The sequence below is a fragment of the Niabella terrae genome (assembly GCF_054783135.1).
Map to the genome: position 1 here is coordinate 767,581 of NZ_BAAGRD010000008.1, position 18,415 is coordinate 785,995.

Annotated in this window: 12 protein-coding genes; 7 read left to right on the forward strand and 5 right to left on the reverse strand. The window is 48.1% G+C overall.

The window, feature by feature from the left end:
* The first annotated feature begins 74 nt into the window (after positions 1–74).
* Positions 75–1,634 carry a carboxylesterase/lipase family protein gene (locus ACYVI9_RS11510; RefSeq protein WP_460764706.1) on the forward strand — a complete coding sequence of 520 codons (1,560 nt, stop codon included), beginning with the start codon at positions 75–77 and terminating at the stop codon, positions 1,632–1,634.
* A gap of 10 nt (positions 1,635–1,644) precedes the next feature.
* Here ACYVI9_RS11510 and ACYVI9_RS11515 read toward each other — a convergent pair whose 3' ends face one another.
* Positions 1,645–2,445, reverse strand: a complete 801-nt coding sequence (locus ACYVI9_RS11515) for a uroporphyrinogen-III synthase (protein ID WP_460764708.1) — start codon at positions 2,443–2,445, stop codon at positions 1,645–1,647.
* 38 nt (positions 2,446–2,483) lie between these two features.
* Positions 2,484–3,350, reverse strand: coding sequence for a DUF4271 domain-containing protein (locus ACYVI9_RS11520; RefSeq protein ID WP_460764710.1), 867 nt, complete (start codon positions 3,348–3,350; stop codon positions 2,484–2,486).
* Between the two features lie 230 nt (positions 3,351–3,580).
* Between ACYVI9_RS11520 and rpsA the strand changes: the two genes are divergently transcribed.
* Positions 3,581–5,608, forward strand: coding sequence for a 30S ribosomal protein S1 (gene rpsA / locus ACYVI9_RS11525; protein WP_460764711.1), 2,028 nt, complete (start codon positions 3,581–3,583; stop codon positions 5,606–5,608).
* A 92-nt stretch (positions 5,609–5,700) separates the two neighbouring features.
* On the opposite strand, the gene ACYVI9_RS11530 is transcribed toward rpsA, so the two are convergent.
* Entirely contained in the window at positions 5,701–6,900 is a 1,200-nt protein-coding gene (locus tag ACYVI9_RS11530) for a bifunctional 3,4-dihydroxy-2-butanone-4-phosphate synthase/GTP cyclohydrolase II (RefSeq protein ID WP_460764713.1), read from the reverse strand.
* Between the two features lie 207 nt (positions 6,901–7,107).
* On the opposite strand from ACYVI9_RS11530, the gene ACYVI9_RS11535 reads away from it, so the two are divergent.
* Positions 7,108–9,747 (forward strand): TonB-dependent receptor, encoded by a 2,640-nt coding sequence (locus tag ACYVI9_RS11535; protein WP_460764715.1) that lies wholly within the window; start codon positions 7,108–7,110, stop codon positions 9,745–9,747.
* Positions 9,748–10,025: 278 nt separating this feature from the next.
* Here the strand turns inward: ACYVI9_RS11535 and ACYVI9_RS11540 are convergent, their stop codons facing one another.
* The gene (locus tag ACYVI9_RS11540) at positions 10,026–11,318 is read right to left on the reverse strand and encodes a hemolysin family protein (protein WP_460764717.1); all 1,293 of its coding nucleotides are present in this window, start codon (positions 11,316–11,318) and stop codon (positions 10,026–10,028) included.
* Positions 11,319–11,936, reverse strand: coding sequence for a phosphatase PAP2 family protein (locus ACYVI9_RS11545; protein WP_460764719.1), 618 nt, complete (start codon positions 11,934–11,936; stop codon positions 11,319–11,321).
* A 135-nt stretch (positions 11,937–12,071) separates the two neighbouring features.
* Here ACYVI9_RS11545 and ACYVI9_RS11550 point away from each other — a divergent pair, with 135 nt between their 5' ends.
* The 4 genes from ACYVI9_RS11550 to ACYVI9_RS11565 all read left to right on the forward strand — a co-directional run bounded on the left by ACYVI9_RS11550 (position 12,072) and on the right by ACYVI9_RS11565 (position 18,383).
* Positions 12,072–14,045, forward strand: a complete 1,974-nt coding sequence (locus tag ACYVI9_RS11550) for an LTA synthase family protein (RefSeq protein WP_460764925.1) — start codon at positions 12,072–12,074, stop codon at positions 14,043–14,045.
* 237 nt (positions 14,046–14,282) lie between these two features.
* On the forward strand, positions 14,283–15,689 hold the full coding sequence (gene glmM / locus ACYVI9_RS11555) for a phosphoglucosamine mutase (protein ID WP_460764721.1): 1,407 nt from the start codon (positions 14,283–14,285) through the stop codon (positions 15,687–15,689).
* A gap of 136 nt (positions 15,690–15,825) precedes the next feature.
* Positions 15,826–16,974, forward strand: coding sequence for a cysteine desulfurase family protein (locus tag ACYVI9_RS11560; protein WP_460764724.1), 1,149 nt, complete (start codon positions 15,826–15,828; stop codon positions 16,972–16,974).
* Positions 16,975–17,120: 146 nt separating this feature from the next.
* A complete protein-coding gene (locus ACYVI9_RS11565) occupies positions 17,121–18,383 on the forward strand; it encodes an adenylosuccinate synthase (protein ID WP_460764726.1) in 1,263 nt (420 codons plus the stop codon).
* Positions 18,384–18,415 lie beyond the last annotated feature (32 nt).

Here is an 18,415-nt window from a genome sequence, read left to right on the forward strand (position 1 = left end):
GGGGTGCGACAATATCGGCGGGGATTCGTAACTTTAACTGCTCCGCCTTTTGCCATAATGTCAAAACCCAGTCGATGAAACAATTAATCTGGGCGCTGCTGATCAGTTGCGCAGTTGGCCCGCCTTTACATGCACAGCATCAGGTTCCGCAACAACAGGTTCGGCTGAAGACCGGGTTGTTGGAAGGTACCTATAATTCCGGCATCCGAATATTCCGGGGCGTACCTTTCGCCCGGCCGCCTGTCGGTGACCTGCGCTGGCGGGAACCCCTGCCGGTGCTGCCCTGGACCGGCGTCCGAAAAGCGGATCATTTCGGACCCAGGGCGATGCAACTACCCTTGTTCAGTGATATGCAGTTTCGTTCGGACGGTATGAGTGAGGATTGTCTTTATTTAAATATCTGGACACCCGCGCCAGACAGTTCCGCCCGGTTGCCGGTCCTCGTGTATTTTTATGGGGGTGGGCTGATGGCAGGCGACGGTTCAGAATACCGCTACGACGGCGAGCAGATGGCCCGAAATGGTTTGCTAACCATCACCGTTAATTACCGGTTGACTGTTTTCGGATTTTTCTCCCATCCCGAACTCAGTCGGGAATCACCCCATAAGGCTTCCGGAAATTATGGACTGTTGGATCAGGCCATGGCCCTGCGTTGGGTCCGCGACAATATTACCGCTTTTGGCGGCGATCCCGCACGCATCACCATTGCCGGTGAATCTGCTGGTTCCTTTTCTGTAAGTGCTCAGATGGCAACGCCTCTTTCCAGGGATCTGATAGCGGGTGCCATTGGCGAAAGTGGCGCGTTGCTCGGTGACCGGAAAATACCGGATCTCCGGGAGGCGGAAACCAAGGGAGTCCGCTTTATGGAGCAGCTGAAGGCCCGCAACCTACAGGAATTACGGGCGATGCCTGCGGAAAAAATTCTGGAAGCTACCAAGGACTTTCAAATGAATGATGTGGTACTTGATGGTTATTTTTTTAATGAACCGCCGCTGCAGATCTATCGTGAAGGCCGGCAGTCCCGGGTACCGCTGCTGGTAGGATGGAATGCCATGGAGGGCGATGGTCAGGCACTGCTGGGGTCAACGCATTCCGTGGCGGCTTTCCGGGCCGGCGTACAGAAATGGTACGGAAAACAGGCGGATGCCCTGTTCACCCAATACATGCCAAAAACGGACAGTCAGGCACTTGCAGTAGCCACCCGGCTGGTTTCAGATCGATTTATCGGCTATGGTACCTGGCGCTGGTCTGACATTCATGCCCGGACAGGAGACGCAACGGTATTCCGGTATTTTTATGAACAACCCCGGCCCCGGCTACGCGATGCACCCGAAAACAGTCCTCCCGGGCATGCCGTGCACTCGGCTGAAATTGAATATGCCCTGGGCAACCTGCCCACCAACCGGGTTTATGACTGGCAACCCCAGGATTACCGGGTTTCTAAAATACTGCAGTCTTACTTCGTCAATTTTGTAAAAACGGGAAATCCCAATGGACTAGGCCTTCCCCAATGGCCACAGGTACGCGGCGGAGGGCCGGCAACGGTGATGCATATCGGGGCGGACAACCGGGCAGCGCCCGAACAATACAGGGAAAGTTATTTGTTATTGCAGGAATTGGGGTCGGGAAAATAGTCGGGCCGATTTACTTGCCCAGCTTGGCCAGGAAATGATCCAGTGCGGTAATCATACTGGGCTTTTTAGGCTGGGGAGCCACAATCTGAGGCTTCAGACCCAGCTGCTGCGCAGCGGCTTTGGTATTTTCTCCAAAAGTTCCAATGACAATGCCGTCCTGCTCGAAATCCGGAAAGTTCTGAAACCAGCTCTTGATGCCGGAAGGGGTGAAGAAACAAACGACATCGTAGGCTTTACTGTCAATATGTTCCTTAATGTCATTGCTCTGAGAGCGGTACATAAACGCCAGATCAAAATCGCAATTATTATCTTTCAACCAGTTGACGATATCACTGTCCTGCTGGTTTTCGGAGCAGACATAGAGGAAACTGAGGTTCTCCTTGTGTTTATTCATGACATCGAAAAGACTTTTATTGGTGCCGTCGGCGCCGTAAAAAACTTTTCTTTTCCGGTACAGTATGAATTTCTGAAGGTATAATGCGACCGCTTCTGTGATACAAAAATATTTCGTGTCCTGGGATACATTTACCTTGGTCTCATCGCAGGTTCGGAAAAAATGATCAATCGCATTGCGGCTGGTAAAAATGACGCCCGTAAATTTTGCAATATTGATTTTCTGTTGTCTGAAATCCTTTCCGGATATTGGCACGATGCTGATCATGGGTTCAAAAGCCAGTTTCACCCCGAATTTTCTTTCCAGTTCGTAAAAAGGGGATTTTTCGCTTTTTGGTTTAGGTTGCGTAATTAAAATGTCTTTCACGTTACCCGCAATAGTTTCGGGTGTTGTTTTTTTTTCTTCGTTATGCATCATTAACTATACTCCTAAATTAGTGTGCAAAGGTACATTTTCTAATTTAAATAGGTTAATATTCCTTTGCTTATCATCAGAACCGGCAACAGTTCAAATGCGCCCATATAAAAAATAAAGTAAAGTAAATGAACGGATTTGGAACGCCGGGCCAGGGCCAGAGCCGCCAATATCCTGTAGATCAAAAGAACGATGAGCAGGATCCAGCTCAGGGTGAAACCGACCGTTTGCAGCTCGGAATCCGGCAAGGCAATCAGCACCAGTAGCGGGAGCAGAATGATTGCAGCAATTTTGTTTACCAGAAAAACCAGAAAAGTATAATCGGCAGCAATGGTCCTGATGTTGAAGATCCAACCCAGAAAGCGAATCAGAAAATACTTGCCGGCATAGACCAGGGAGAACAAAATCAGTCCATAGAGAAACAAATGCCAGAGGGGTAATTCCGGGTGATAAACTGCCTGCACCAGCAGGGCGGTATATACGGCGGCTACCAGTATGAAAAGTACATTGAACATCAGGGAAGCCAATGCATTCTGGGCCAGCTGCTGTTTGAGCTGTCCCTGTTTGAGCCCCCTTCGGAAAAACAGGTTGATCAAATCGTTAAAATACTTATCAAATCCCCACTTGAAGCCGGCAAACAGCAGCAGAATACCCAATAGGGCATAAAACTGGGTTTCCTTTCCCGGCTGCCGGGTTTTAGGATGGTACAGCGGGTTAGCCGCAGCTTCATGGAAATTAAAATACGGATGACCAGAAAGTATTTCCCGGCTAAGGGCAATGCTGTCGTAAGCGCGCAAACCGGGGGATGATGGTGCCTGTAGGGGACGGGCGGTTAAACTGGTGGACAGGATCAGGAGTCCTCCGATAAATAAAAGGATACTGATTGTCTGATTTTTCCAACTGCCCATGGGCACAAAAATACTATGGCGGACCAGAATACCAAAAGAGGAATTCGTGTGCTTTCTAATCTGCTGATACTGAATGCTTCTGCTTTGAAAAGGGCATAGATGGCTTCCCACCGGCTTTCAGGGGTGATGCCTTCAAGACCGCCGCAGGGTAAAAAGGGGGCATTTTTGGGCCTTTTTCGTCATAAATAGTTTACCTTTGCAGCCCGGAATTAAAACCCTCCGGTTATATTATGAATTTTTATTTTAAACAATTAAACGCTGATGCACAGGAGAACGCAGGCGCTACCGAACCGGTAGAGGAAGCTTCTGCAGCGACAACAAATGCACCTGTTGAAACCGAAGCACCGGTTGCTACGACTGAAACACCCGCAGCACCTCAGCCGGAAGCACAGGCGGATGAAACCGCTCATGACGATTTCGACTGGAGCATTGACAAACGTAATGTTAGTGCTTATTCCAAAGATGAAAAGGAGAAGTACGACAAAGTTTACGACGAAACTTTTATTCAGCTGAATGATGGTGAACTCGTAAACGGAACGGTAGTAGGGCTGACCAATACCGACGTAGTACTGAACATCGGTTTTAAAAGTGATGGTCTGATTTCCCTGAACGAGTTCCGGGACCTGCCGACACTTAAGATCGGTGATGAAGTGGAAGTGATGATTGTGGAGAAGGAAGACAGGGACGGTCATTTGAACCTGAGCCGCAAACAAGCCCGCACCACTCGTGCCTGGGAGAAAATTGTGGAAGTAAACAAAACGGGTGAAGTGGTCACTGGTGTGATTACCTCCAAGACCAAGGGTGGTCTTATTGTGGATGTATTTGGTATGGAAACCTTCCTGCCTGGTTCTCAGATCGATGTGAAACCGGTCACCGACTACGATCAGTTCGTGGGCAAGACCATGGAATTCAAAGTGGTGAAAATCAATGAAACCATCAAGAATGCTGTCGTTTCTCATAAAGCGCTGATTGAAAGTGATATGGAAGCACAACGTGCGGAAATCATCGGCAAACTGGAGAAAGGTCAGGTACTGGAAGGAACCGTGAAAAATATCACCGATTTCGGTGCCTTCATGGATCTGGGTGGATTGGACGGTCTGCTGTATATCACAGATATTTCATGGGGCCGGATCTCTCATCCGAATGAGGTATTGAAAATGGACCAGAAGCTGAATGTAGTGGTGCTGGATTTTGACGATGAGAAGAAAAGAATCAGTCTGGGTCTGAAACAACTGACACCGCATCCATGGGATGTATTGCCTGAAGATATACAGGAAGGTAATACTGTAAAAGGTAAGGTTGTTAATATTGAAGATTACGGTGCATTCCTGGAAATCTATCCGGGTGTGGAAGGATTGGTACACGTAAGTGAAATTACCTGGGCCAATACCCCCATCAATGCGAAGGATTTCTTTAAACTGGGCGACGAGCATGAAGCCAAGATCGTTACACTGGACAAGGATACCCGCAAGATGAGCCTGTCGATCAAACAGCTGACTGAAGATCCCTGGAATGATATCGAAAGCCGGTTTGCGGAAGGTACCCGTCACGAAGGTGAAGTCAAAAATATCACCAATTACGGTGTATTTGTCGAACTGGCACAGGGTATCGGCGGTATGATTCATATCAGCGACCTGAGCTGGTTAAAACGCTTCAACCATCCCGGTGAGTATACCAAAGTAGGTAATAAAATCGATGTGATCATCCTGGGAATTGACAAGGAGAACCGCAAACTTCAGCTGGGACATAAACAACTGGAAGAAGATCCCTGGAATACGCTGCAGGATACATTTGCTATCGGCAGCATCCATGATGGTACCGTAACCCGTAAAGATGATAAAGGTGCTACCATTCAGCTGCCTTATGGTCTGGAAGGGTTTGGTCCCAACCGTCATCTGGCGACCAAGGACGGAAAATCTTTGGGCATGGATGATACAGCACAGTTCATGGTCATCGAATTTGATCGAAACGAGAAGCGCATTGTCGTATCTCATACCCGCGTATGGGAACACGAACAATATGCAGAACGTGAAGGTGTAAGGAAGACCGAACGTGTGGAAGCTGAGAAAACCAAGAAAGCCGTTAAGAGCATTCAAAACAAAGTGGAGAAAGCTACTTTAGGTGATCTGGGTGTGCTGGCTGATCTCAAAAAGAAAATGGATCAGGAAGCCAAGCCTGCCGCAGCGCCCGCAAAACAAGAGGCCCCCAAGGCTGATGATGCGGACCAATCTGCAGACGAATCCGCACCCAAGGCTTAGTTTTGGGTCAGTATAAAAATTGAAAACCCCGGTCAGCTGACCGGGGTTTTTTAATAGTAGTATTTTTGAGTGAACCAAATGATGCCAGCTGCCTAAAAATCGTGACCCAGTTTTTCTCTTTTGGTTTTCAGGTATTTTTCGTTGTGCTGGTTGGGTTCAATAATGATGGGAACGTTTTCCACGATCTCCAGTCCATAACCGACCAATCCCACCCGCTTGCGGGGATTATTACTCATCAGTCGCAGCTTGGTCACGTTCAGGTGCCGCAGGATCTGGGCCCCCACGCCGTAATCTCTTTCGTCCATCTTAAAACCCAGGTGGAGGTTGGCTTCTACGGTATCCATGCCTTCTTCCTGTAATTTATAAGCTTTGAGTTTATTCATCAGGCCGATGCCCCGGCCTTCCTGGTTCATATACAGGATAATGCCCTTACCCTGCTGTTGGACCATTTGCATGGCGGTATGGAGCTGGTCGCCGCAATCACAACGCAGGCTGCCCAGAATATCACCGGTAAAACAGGATGAATGCACCCGGGTCAGCACCGGTTCATCTTTATCCCATTCCCCTTTCACCAGTGCCAGATGTTCATTATTGCTGTTTTTGTCTTTAAAGGCAACCAGGGTGAAATCGCCGTATTTGGTGGGCATATTGACCCGGACAATTTCTTCGATCAGGGAATCGCGTTTTAGTCGGTATTCAATCAGGTCCTTGATAGAGATGATCTGTAAATCAAATTTTTCTGCGACTTTGAGCAGGTCCGGTAGCCGGGCCATGGTGCCGTCTTCATTCATAATTTCTACCAGTACACTGCCATAGGGATAAGCAAATCCCGCCAGTCGCGCCAGATCCGTGGCTGCTTCGGTATGTCCTACCCGCCGCAGCACGCCACCTTTTTTGGAGCGCAGTGGAAAAACATGGCCCGGTCGACCCAGGTCCGCAGGGTTGGTAAAAGGATTGTTCAGCGCCTCAATGGTCCGGGCCCGGTCCTGCGCTGAAATCCCGGTCGTACAGCCATGCCCCAGCAGGTCTACGGAAATGGTAAAGGCTGTTTCATGGAGTGCCGTGTTATTGGTAACCATCAGTTCCAGTCCCAATTCGTCACAACGTTCTTCGGGCAGGGGTACACAGATCAGTCCCCGGCCATAAGTAGCCATAAAATTGATCATCTGGGGATTCACTGCACCCGCAGCCGCAATAAAATCTCCTTCATTCTCACGGTCTTCGTCGTCAACTACGATCACAAGTTTTCCATTACGCACCGCTTCGATCGCAGCTTCTATAGTATTGAGCATAAATTTTCTGTGGATATTTATGCGAAGATAACAAAACAAAAGACGATATAGTTGCAGGGCAATGAGGATGGCCGCCATCGGCCTTCAAATGGATTGATCTGTATCAATATCTTTGAATGTTAAAGAAGTGGTTACAATTTGTTAATATGAATGGCCTAGTTGTTAAAATTTATTATGTTTCTTTGCCGCATCAACAAAATATTTCCTATGGTCAAGAAAATTTTAGGCCTTTTTATGGCTGTATTTGCTTTTGCTTATGTAGCTGACGCTCAGGTTAGTATAACTGGTAAAGTGGTCGATGCTACTGGAAATCCCATTGAAAATGCGACGATTCAGGTACAGGGAACCAACATAGCAACGATATCAGCGACGGACGGAAGTTTTTCGATTCAGGCACCCGGCAACACGGGTAAATTACTGATCAGCTATGTCAATGCCAAAACCAGAACAGTCAGTTTCAACGGAACTACGGATCTGGGCAATATAGAACTCGATGAAAATCAGGACGCCCTGGATGAAGTTGTTGTAGTGGGCCGTGGCGTAATTGACCTGGCTAAGGACAGAAATACACCGATAGCCGTGTCGACCATTAAAGGTCAGGCCATCCAGGATCAGGTGGGATTGGGTGATGTGAGCCAGGCGCTGGTCAATACACCGTCGGTATATGTTGCCGGTCAGTCCGGTGGGTATGGAGATTCCAGAATTAACCTTCGGGGTTTTGGACAGGATAATACAGCTTACCTGCTGAATGGTCAGCCCATCAATGGTATGGAAGACGGTCTGATGTACTGGTCCAATTGGTCGGGCATGTCGGATATCGCCAATGCCATCCAGGTTCAAAGGGGACTGGGTTCTTCTAAACTGGCCATCTCTTCTGTGGGCGGTACCGTCAACTTTGTGACCAAGGCCACCGAACTTAAAGAAGGCGGATTTGTCTCTTTTGGTACCGGTAGCAACAAATATTATAAAGGTACAGTAGCTTATAACAGCGGTCTGAGCGCCAGCGGTTGGGGTGTGAGTGTCATGCTGACCCACTGGCAGGGTGACGGCTATATGGATGGTACCAAAGGTCAGGGACAGAATTATTTTCTGTCTGTGGGCTATAAACCCAACGAAAAGCATCAGTTCAATTTCCTGGTTACCGGTGCGCCGCAATGGCACGATCAGGCCTTCCGGGATAATATCTCTGATTATCTGACTTATGGCCGGAAATACAATTCGAACTGGGGTTATCTGAACGGAGACTATTATAGCGAAAGAAGAAATTTCTATCACAAACCAGTCGCCAACTTTAACTGGGATTTTGATATCAATTCCAGCACCAGCCTGTCTACCGTAGTCTATGCTTCCTGGGGACGTGGTGGCGGTACCGGTAGTTATGGACGCTTGCCCGAATCAGTCAGTAAGTACACAGACGGTCAGATTGATTTTGATAATATCTATGCCAATAACCAGGCGGCAGCGGACGGTGTGGGATCCTATGGTAATTACAATTATCTGACCCGTTCCTCAATGAACAACCATGCCTGGTACGGGGTGGTTTCCAACCTGGGTAAAAAATTGTCGGAACACCTGAACCTGAATGTAGGTATGGACCTGCGGACCTATAAAGGCACGCATTATCGTCAGGTCGCAGATTTCCTCGGCCTCGATGCCTGGGATGAAACCTGGAATCTGAAAGGAGCGGATCATCAGGGAGGAGCCGGATCCATGGATAAGCATATCACAGAATCTCTGGCTGCAGATCCCTGGAAATCCTTCTTTAAGACCCTGCCCCAGGACCAGCGGATAGATTACGACTATACGGAGAATATTTCTTACGGTGGTGTCTTCGGGCAACTCGAGTACAGTACCAGCAATTTCTCGGCCTTTTTCCAGGGTGCGGCGTCCACCCAGTCGCATATCAGAAGAGATTTTGAATATGTAGACGCCTATCAGAAATCCGACAAGGTCAATAACCTGGGATATAACCTGAAAGGTGGTGTCAGCTATAAATTTGATCCGAAAAACGTGGTCTATTTCAATACCGGTTATTATTCCCGTCAACCCTACCATGATAATATTTATCTGAATTTCACCAACGAAGTGAACCCCCTGACCGAGAACGAGAAAATTTTTGGTCTGGAATTGGGTTATAGCTATACTTCAAATATTTTCTCGGCTTCATTGAACCTGTACAGAACTTCCTGGAAGGATCGTGTGGAAACCACTTCCAGACTGGCGGATGCAGATGAAGTGATCGGCGGTATATCTGTACCGGAAGGCTCCGTGCTTTACTCCTCCAATCAGGGCGTAGAGCAATTACACTCCGGCATCGAGTTTGATTTTGTACTGCGTCCGACTTATGCCCTGGACATCAACGGCTTTGTTTCGCTGGGTAACTGGGAATATAAAGGTGATGCGATAGTGACTACCAGAAATGAAGACCTGGAGACCCTGGCTGTAGAAGAAACCGATCTGGATGGTGGTAAAGTGGGTGATGCGGCGCAGACGACTTTAGGTCTGGGAGCTCGGTATAAAATTGTAAAAGGGCTGTCTCTGGATGCCAACTGGCGTTACTATGACAACCTGTATTCAAATGTTGTCACCAAGGATAATATCAAGCTGCCGACCTATGATGTAATGGATGCCGGACTGGCTTACCTGCTGAATTTAAATGGCAGGAAAAGTTTGCGGTTCCGTGTCGGGGTAAATAACCTGTTCGACGAAATTTACCTGTCTGAAATGAGCACCGCGAATGCAGCTGATGCAGATGCATCCAAAAATTATAAAGGTGTCAATATTAGCAACCAGGTGTATTTCGGCTGGGGCCGTACCTGGAATGCCAGCATTCGTTTTAATTTCTAATAGCGTGATCGAAGTATTTAAAAGCCGGCCTTGTGCCGGCTTTTTTGTGGACCTTCTACAAATGTGAGGCGGGGTCCTAAGAATATTTTAACCGGCAGTAATCAGGGCGGATGACGGAAATCAGAGACATTTCCAACTGCAGGCAATCCACCCGCGGCTTGCAGCAGGCGCGAAAAAAACCATTGACGGTTGCTAAAGAAGAGGAATCAGTGGGATTTGCCATATGGCAACTAGTAGGCGCTACGGGGAAATCCGGGGGAACAGAAAGTAGGCAGGATTTACTGATCCATTTCCTCCCGGATCTGATCACTGATATTTACCAGTACCTTATCGATTCTATGCCCGTCCATATCGATGATTTCAAATGCAAATCCGTTCCATTCCAGTTTATCAGAAGGTCCGGGTATACGTTTGAGTTTGTGCAGGATGAACCCTGCGATGGTATCAAATTCCTGTTCGCCCTCATTCATCCATTCGGCCTTATCGAAATAGGAAAGAAAATCATAGAAGGGTAGTTGACCATCTACCAGGAAACTGCCATCTTCCCGGCGGATCACTTCATACTCGTCATCGTCATCCTCTGGCATATCACCAATAATCGCTTCCAGAATGTCCTTCAGGGTGATCATGCCCAGAATACTGCCATACTCATCCACAATAAAGCAGGAATGCAGCTGGGATTCCTTAAATTTTTCCATCACCTTAAAGGCTGTATTATTGTCTGGTACGAATAGCGCCGGTCGCATCAGTTCCCTGAAGGGGACATTGTCCTTATTGGTATACAGGTCTTTGAGGGATATAACCCCCTTGAGGTCATCCAGTTCTCCATCACAGATAGGATAAATGGAATGGGTATCCTTGAGTATTTTTTCTCGGATGGCTTCCTCGGTATCATTGATACTGAACCAGATGATATCGCTTCGATGGGTCATCAGTGAAGTGATGGTCCGGTCGCTGAGGTGAAAAACCCTTTCTATGATTTCCTGCTCGGTTTCTTCCAGGGTGCCCTGTTCGGTACCTTCATTGATAATGGCCTTGATTTCCTCTTCCGTTACTTGAGAATTATCGGTCCGGATATTGAAGAGTTTGGTAATCAGCCCACTGGATTTGGTTAATAACCATATAAAAGGGAAAGTAATCCAGCTGACGACCCGCATCGGAGCCGCCACAAACTTGGCGATTTTCTCAGGCGCCGCCAAACCGATACGTTTGGGTACCAGTTCGCCGAATACCAGGGAAAAATAGGTAATAATGATCAGTACAACAGCTGTTGCAATGGGACCGCTATAGGGCGCCAGTGCAGGAATCTTCTGAATATATATTTCTATACTGCCGGTTATCTTGTCCCCGGAATACAAACCAGTGAGGATACCGATAAGGGTAATGCCAATCTGTACAGTCGAAAGGAAGTGATCCGGGTGGTTAGCTAATTTTAATGCTTCTGCCGCTTTTTTGTCACCTTTATTTGCCTGTGCTTCAAGTCTTGCTTTACGGGCGGATACCAATGCGATTTCCGCCATAGAAAATAAGCCATTGAGTAGTATCAAGAGGGCTATTATTAATAACTCCATTTATTGTGAATCTATTGATTGCTTCCCGAAGATAAGAAATCCAAATCGCTTATTAAAGAGCTTCCCGCCCAGGGTCCCGATGAGTAGTCCCAACAAGGTGCCGGCAAGCACATCGAAAGGATAGTGTACCCCAACATAAATCTGTGCCAGGCTGATGACAGCTGCCCAGACAAAAAGCCACCCCGCCTGTTTGAAAAAGGGCCTGAATGTAATAAATACAAAGGCGGCAATGCCGAAATGGTTGATGGCATGGTTGGAAACAAAACTGAACCCTCCGCTGCAGCGCCCCAGTACCATCCGTATATGGCCGATCATTTCAGGATCATTACAGGGACGCAGCCGTTCAAAGCTTTCCTTAAAAATCCGGGCGCCTACAATGTCCGTACAGGCCACGGTTGCCAGGACCAGGGCCAGCCACCACCAGCCGTTCTTTTTAAAATTCCGGATCACAAATGCCACAATAAAAAGGTAAAGGGGGCCCCAGAAGAATGCATTTCTCAGGGCAGGCAGCAGCGTGTCCAGCAGGGGCAGGGCCGATTTTACATTGATCAGTTCAAAGAGCCAGCGGTCCGCTTTTACCAGCCAGTCCGGCAGGGCGATATATAAAGATGCAGGCATAAGGCTGCAAAAATAGCATTCCCAGCCGACTAATCTGGCGGGGAATTCCTGGCCCGGTATTTCCATAAATTCAACGACAAGTCTATGGCGCAGAACTGTTTATGTTTAGCATATGGAAATTACCTAAGTTTGCCTGTGCTGAAACGCTTTCAAATACCCAAGACCATTTTATGGGTCATGAATATCATGATCGTTCAGTTCCTGCTCTTTACCCTGTTCCGGCTGGCCACTTTTTTCGCTTTCCGTCCCAGCACCCTCAGTTTCCCGGACTGTCTGTCTGCCTTTCTGCTGGGCATCCAGTTTGACCTGCGGTGGATTTCCTTTCTGCTGCTGCCGATTGTTCTGGCCAGCATCAAACCCGCCTGGTCGCCCTTTTATTCTTCCCGGATGAAAAAAATCTGGACCTGGTACCTGGCCCTGATCGTATTTATTGTTTTTTTCTTTTTTATCGCAGATTTTGTCAGTTTTTCCTATAATGAAACCCGGCTGGATGCCGGTGCCATGAATTTTGTGGAAGACCCGGGCATTTCATTGCATATGATCTGGCAGACTTACCCCCTCATCTGGATCACGATCGGGCTGGTATGTGCCATCATTTCCGTAAGATGGGCCCTGGATAAAAGCCATTGGCGGGTAATTATCAATACGGAAGGAAAAGCGATTCAACACCGTCAGGCACCTTTTCTGGTGGCTGCGTTGTTGCTCGGTATTTTTGCCTGGGGGCGGATTTCCGTTCATCCCCTGATGTGGCGGGATTCCTTTGCGCTGAAAGATAGTTTCAAGACCTATCTGGCCCTGAATCCGCTGCAGAACTTTTTTGCCACCATGCGCCTGCGGCAACCCGTGTATAACGAAAACCAGGCCCGGAAATCCTTTACTACCATGGCCAACCTGCTGCAGTTGTCCAACAAGGAGGTTTTTAATTTTAAAAGATCGGTAGCGCCCCGAAGCGGTGCGCTGGAAAGCGAACCGAATATCGTATTGGTGCTCTGTGAGTCTTTCAGTATGTACAAGAGCAGTATGAGTGGGAACCCGCTGAATACCACGCCTTTTTTTGACTCGCTCTGCCGAAAGGGGATATTTTTTCAACGTTGCTTCTCGCCGCATTTTTCAACGGCCAGGGGACTTTTTGCCACGATTACGGGAACCCCGGATGTCCAGATGTTTAAGTTTTCAACCCGGAACCCTTCGGCCATCAACCAGCAGACCATTATCAATCAACTGGAAGGTTATAGCCGGCATTATTTCCTCGGAGGCGATCCGCAGTTCAATAATTTTGAAGGTTTGTTACGCAATATCAGGGACCTGCAGATCCACACCGAAAAAAATATTCGTGCGCCGAATATCAATGTCTGGGGGATCAGTGACAAGGATCTTTTTTATGCGGCCAATGAGACATTCAAAAAAGAGCAGCAGCCCTTTTTCGCCATCGTACAGACTTCCAATAATCACCGGCCTTATACCATACCCCCCACAGATACGGACTTTGATAGGCAATTACTGGAAAAGGATACCCTGAAGAAATATGGATTCGAATCAGAACAGGAATTTAATTCCTTTCGATATGCTGACTATTGTTTCCGTAAATTCATGGAAGCGGCTACCAGGGAAAAATACTTTCACAATACCATTTTTGTATTCGTGGGGGACCATGGGGTAGCCGGTGACGCCCTGCAGTTTTATCCCAGGTCATGGACGGAGCAGCGTCTTACCGATGAACATGTACCACTGCTTTTCTATGCGCCTTATATTCTGGAACCGGCGCTCCATACGGAAACGGTGTCACAAATAGATGTCCTGCCGACCATTGCCGGCCTGCTGGCCAAACCTTATGAAAATTACACCCTGGGGCGGGATGTCCTGGACCCGGACAAGAAAAATGACCTGGCCTTTATTACCAATACCTCCGGGAAGATCGGTATGGTAACCAATGATTTTTATTTTATTAAAAGTCTGGATTTTGCCGAAAAGGAACTGGTACCCGCCAGTTTTCATCCGCCGCAGTATACCCAAACCCAGCTAGACAGTGTCGCGACCCATCTGGAACAATTGACCGATGCTTTTTACCAGACCGCCCAGTATTTGCTGGTTAACAATAAACAGCGCTGAGTTGCAGTCGAAAACACTTTTTACATAGCCGGAGCTACAAACAGTAATCTGCCAATTGTTGCCTTCGCAAACCTTTCGAAAAACTATATTTAGTATATTTGCGGCGTGAAAACGGAAAGCATTGACATCAATACAAAGCATACCGTTATTTCCCCCAGTCTGACCGTGTGATCCACCCCGAAAGATCGTGCGCTGTCGGTATTTTTTTTCCCTTGAAAATAAAAATTAAACTATCAAATGGCATTAATTAAAAGTATTTCCGGAATACGTGGAACCATTGGCGGAAAACCGGCGACAACCCTTTCTCCTGTGGATGTGGTCAAATTCACGGCAGCCTATGCAACGATTTTAAAGAAAGATAAAAAAGGCCCCTTCAAAGTGGTCATAGGCCGGGACGGCCGGATCAGCGGTGCGCTGGTAAGCCAGTTGGTACAGGCCACCCTGAACGCAATGGGTATCCAGGTAGTTGATCTGGGACTAAGTACCACGCCGACAGTTGAGATCGCCGTACCGCTGGAGCAGGCCGACGGCGGTATCATCCTGACAGCCAGCCACAATCCCAGAGAATGGAATGCGCTCAAGCTGCTCAATGAAAAAGGGGAGTTTATTTCTGCCGAAGCCGGCGAAGCCCTGTTGAAGATCGCTGAAGCAGAAGACTTTGAGTTTGCGCCGGTAGATAAATTAGGCAAAACCATCGCCGATGACAGTTATCTTCAGAAGCATATCGATGCCATATTGGCCTATGCCCTGGTAGATCGGGAGGCGATAGCAGCGCGAAAATTTAAGGTCGTTGTAGACGCCATTAATTCGACAGGCGCTATTTTCGTGCCTGCACTCCTGAAGGCCCTGGGCGTAACCGATGTACTGGTTCTCAATGGCGAGATCTCCGGCAATTTTGCCCATAATCCCGAACCCTTACCTCATCACCTTACAGAACTGAGTAATGTGGTCCTGAAAGAGAAAGCGGACCTGGGTATCGCCGTGGACCCGGATGTGGACCGGCTTTGTTTTGTTTGTGAAGACGGTACAATGTTCGGCGAGGAATATACCCTGGTGGCGGTGGCCGATTATATACTCAGCCGTCTGATAGAAGGGGGCGCAGAACCTGGCAATACGGTAAGCAATATGAGCAGTACCAAAGCCCTGAAGGAAGTGACCCTGCGTCACGGTGGCCAGTATCATCCCTCGCCGGTAGGGGAAGTCAATGTGGTTCGGAAAATGAAGGAAACCAATGCGGTCATCGGGGGGGAAGGCAACGGGGGTATCATCGTGCCTGATTTCCATTATGGCCGGGATGCGCTGATCGGCATCGCACTGTTCCTGTCGCAACTGGCGCGTAAGGGTGGTACGATAAAGTCCTTAAGAAAAACCTATCCGGACTACTTTATCAGCAAAAACAAAATCGAACTGGACGCAGGTACCGATGTTTCCTCCATTTTTGCCGGTATCCGGAAAAAATATGCCAAACATCCCATCAATGAGGAGGACGGCCTGAAAATCGAATTCGACAACGACTGGGTACATCTGCGAACCTCCAATACCGAGCCGATCATCCGGATTTATTCCGAAAGTGATTTCGAGTCAAAGGCCAATCATATTGCCGTGAAATTGATGGAGGACATCAAGGAGGGAATGCAGGCCTGAAAAGGGAACTGAATCCGGCCCGACAACTGTCTACGGCAAGGGAGGTTTGGATCCTGGCCTGGTCCAGGCGCCTTTCACCCTATGAGCGCAATAGGATTGTAGCCCGTAAATTTGCATTTTGAAAAAGGGATTGACTATGGAGCGAATTTATCTGGACAATGCGGCAACTACGGACCTCGACCCCGAGGTGCTGGAGGCCATGCTGCCTTATATGACCACCCATTTTGGGAACCCCTCTTCGATCTATTCCTATGGCCGGGAAACCCGGCTGGCCATAGAAAGGGCCCGTAAATCGGTGGCAGGCCTGTTGCATGCCCGACCAGGAGAGATTTTTTTCACCAGTGGCGGAACCGAAAGCAATAATACTGCGATCCTGGCTGCCATCCGTGATCTGGGTTGTACCCATATTATTACTTCACCCATAGAACATCATGCGGTGCTGCATACCGTATCGCATTATGCCTCAGGAAATATCAGTTCCGCCATGGTTCGGTTACTTCCGGATGGCCATATTGACCTGAAAGATCTGGAAGCGCAACTGGCGAATTCGAAAAGCGGCACCCTGGTCAGCCTGATGCATGCCAATAACGAAATCGGTAACTTGTTAAGCATCAATGCCGTCAGTGCGCTCTGCCGTAAATACGGCGCTTATTTCCATTCCGACTGCGTCCAGACGGTTGGTCATTATCCCATTAACCTGGAACATATCGACGTGGATTTTATTTCAGCCGCCGGCCATAAGTTTCATGGTCCAAAAGGCGTCGGTATTTTGTATGTACGCAGTGGTCTGTCGGTCCAGCCTTTCATCTTCGGCGGTGGTCAGGAACGCAATATGCGGGCAGGCACAGAGAATATATACGGCATCGTCGGCTTTGCCAGAGCCCTCGAACTGGCCATGGACCGCTATGAGGAAGATCGTGCCTATATTCAGTCTTTGAAGGAATATATGATTTCCGGCTTGCGTGCTGCGATTCCGGGCGTGGATTTCAACGGAGATTACCAGGGCAGTAGCCTGTATACAATCCTGAATGCCTGTTTTCCAGCCAATGAACGATCAGAAATGCTCCTGTTCAATCTGGATATCCATAATATTTGCGTATCCGGGGGAAGTGCCTGCAGCAGCGGCGCCAGCCAGGGATCGCATGTCATCCAGGCCATCTGTCCGGACCCTGGAAAAACGGCCATCCGCTTTTCATTTTGCCGGCATAATACCAAGGCTGAAATAGATACAACCATCGCCATGCTCCGGGAATTGCTCCAGGTTCCTGCCGGCCCGGTTGTCTGAGCGTAGTACTGTCCCGATTGGCTTCAGAAGGATAAGCCGGCAACCAGCTGCAATCACCCTGCTTTTTTTCCTGTTTTCATTTTTTCGGACGCTGAAACCTTATTTTTGCACGTCGATATAATTTTTATCAAAAATCAAAAATAATAATGGTAGATGTAATTCTGGGGCTGCAATGGGGTGACGAGGGGAAAGGGAAAATTGTAGACTATTTTGCAAATGATTATGATGTGATTGCCCGCTTTCAGGGCGGCCCGAATGCGGGACACACTTTGTATAAGGACGGTAAAAAACTGGTATTGCATCAGATTCCCTCAGGAATATTTCATGAGGGCAAAATTAATATCATCGGTAATGGCGTTGTACTGGATCCCATTACCCTGAAAAGGGAATGTGATAATGTGGCGGCCTTTGGCATTGATGTTAAGAAAAACCTGTTTATTTCCGAACGTACCCACCTGATCCTGCCTACCCACCGGGCACTGGATAAAGCGTCCGAACAATCCAAAGGCAAGGGAAAAATCGGCTCTACCCTGAAAGGTATCGGACCCGCTTATATGGACAAGACCGGCAGGAATGCGTTGCGGGTTGGCGATATTCTGCGGGAAGACTTCAGGGATCTCTACAGCCACCTTTACCAGAAGCATATGGTCCTGCTGAATACCTATCATTTTACCGAAGATATCAGCGCCGATGAAAAAGCATTTTTTGAGGCCATTGAATTTCTGAAAGAACTCAATATTGTCAATGGAGAATACTTCATTAATAAGTTGATTCAGGAGGGTAAAACCATACTTGCAGAAGGCGCCCAGGGTAGTATGCTGGACGTAGACTTCGGAACCTTTCCGTTCGTAACCTCCTCCAATACGATCAGTTCCGGCGTTTGCAGCGGACTGGGCATCGCCCCCCAGCATATAAAAGAAGTAATCGGTATTACCAAAGCTTATTGTACACGGGTAGGTAGCGGCCCTTTCCCCACCGAATTGGAAAATGCCGAAGGGCAGAAATTACGGGACGAAGGCAATGAATACGGTGCGACGACGGGCCGTCCCCGCCGATGTGGCTGGATCGACCTGGTAGCTTTAAAGTATGCTTGCATGCTCAATGGCGTTACTAAAATCGTCATGACCAAGGCGGATGTACTGGATAAGTTTGAGCAGCTTGAAGTCTGTGTCGCATACAGCAAAGCGGGCGAAGAAATAACTGAAATCCCCCTTCGGTTGGATCTGGACCATTATGTACCCGTTTACAGCAGTCAGCCGGGCTGGAATACCGCCATTAACAAGGTTAAAGATTATGCCGGCCTGCCTGAGAAAACGCAACAGTACATTTCCTATATTAATACGTATTTGGGCATCCCCATAAAGTACCTGTCCAATGGGCCTGAAAGGGAACAACTGATCCTGTTGTAATGCCAAAAAAATCCTTTTAAAAAATTTGGTGA

Bases quoted from the DNA above. Each gene is read 5' to 3' on its own strand.
- ACYVI9_RS11545 (WP_460764719.1), bottom strand. From the start codon at position 11,936: ATGCCTGCATCTTTATATATCGCCCTGCCGGACTGGCTGGTAAAAGCG.
- ACYVI9_RS11515 (WP_460764708.1), bottom strand. From the start codon at position 2,445: ATGATGCATAACGAAGAAAAAAAAACAACACCCGAAACTATTGCGGGT.
- ACYVI9_RS11530 (WP_460764713.1), bottom strand. From the start codon at position 6,900: ATGCTCAATACTATAGAAGCTGCGATCGAAGCGGTGCGTAATGGAAAA.
- ACYVI9_RS11565 (WP_460764726.1), top strand. From the start codon at position 17,121: ATGGTAGATGTAATTCTGGGGCTGCAATGGGGTGACGAGGGGAAAGGG.
- ACYVI9_RS11510 (WP_460764706.1), top strand. From the start codon at position 75: ATGAAACAATTAATCTGGGCGCTGCTGATCAGTTGCGCAGTTGGCCCG.
- ACYVI9_RS11560 (WP_460764724.1), top strand. From the start codon at position 15,826: ATGGAGCGAATTTATCTGGACAATGCGGCAACTACGGACCTCGACCCC.
- rpsA (WP_460764711.1), top strand. From the start codon at position 3,581: ATGAATTTTTATTTTAAACAATTAAACGCTGATGCACAGGAGAACGCA.
- ACYVI9_RS11535 (WP_460764715.1), top strand. From the start codon at position 7,108: ATGGTCAAGAAAATTTTAGGCCTTTTTATGGCTGTATTTGCTTTTGCT.
- glmM (WP_460764721.1), top strand. From the start codon at position 14,283: ATGGCATTAATTAAAAGTATTTCCGGAATACGTGGAACCATTGGCGGA.
- ACYVI9_RS11520 (WP_460764710.1), bottom strand. From the start codon at position 3,350: ATGGGCAGTTGGAAAAATCAGACAATCAGTATCCTTTTATTTATCGGA.
- ACYVI9_RS11540 (WP_460764717.1), bottom strand. From the start codon at position 11,318: ATGGAGTTATTAATAATAGCCCTCTTGATACTACTCAATGGCTTATTT.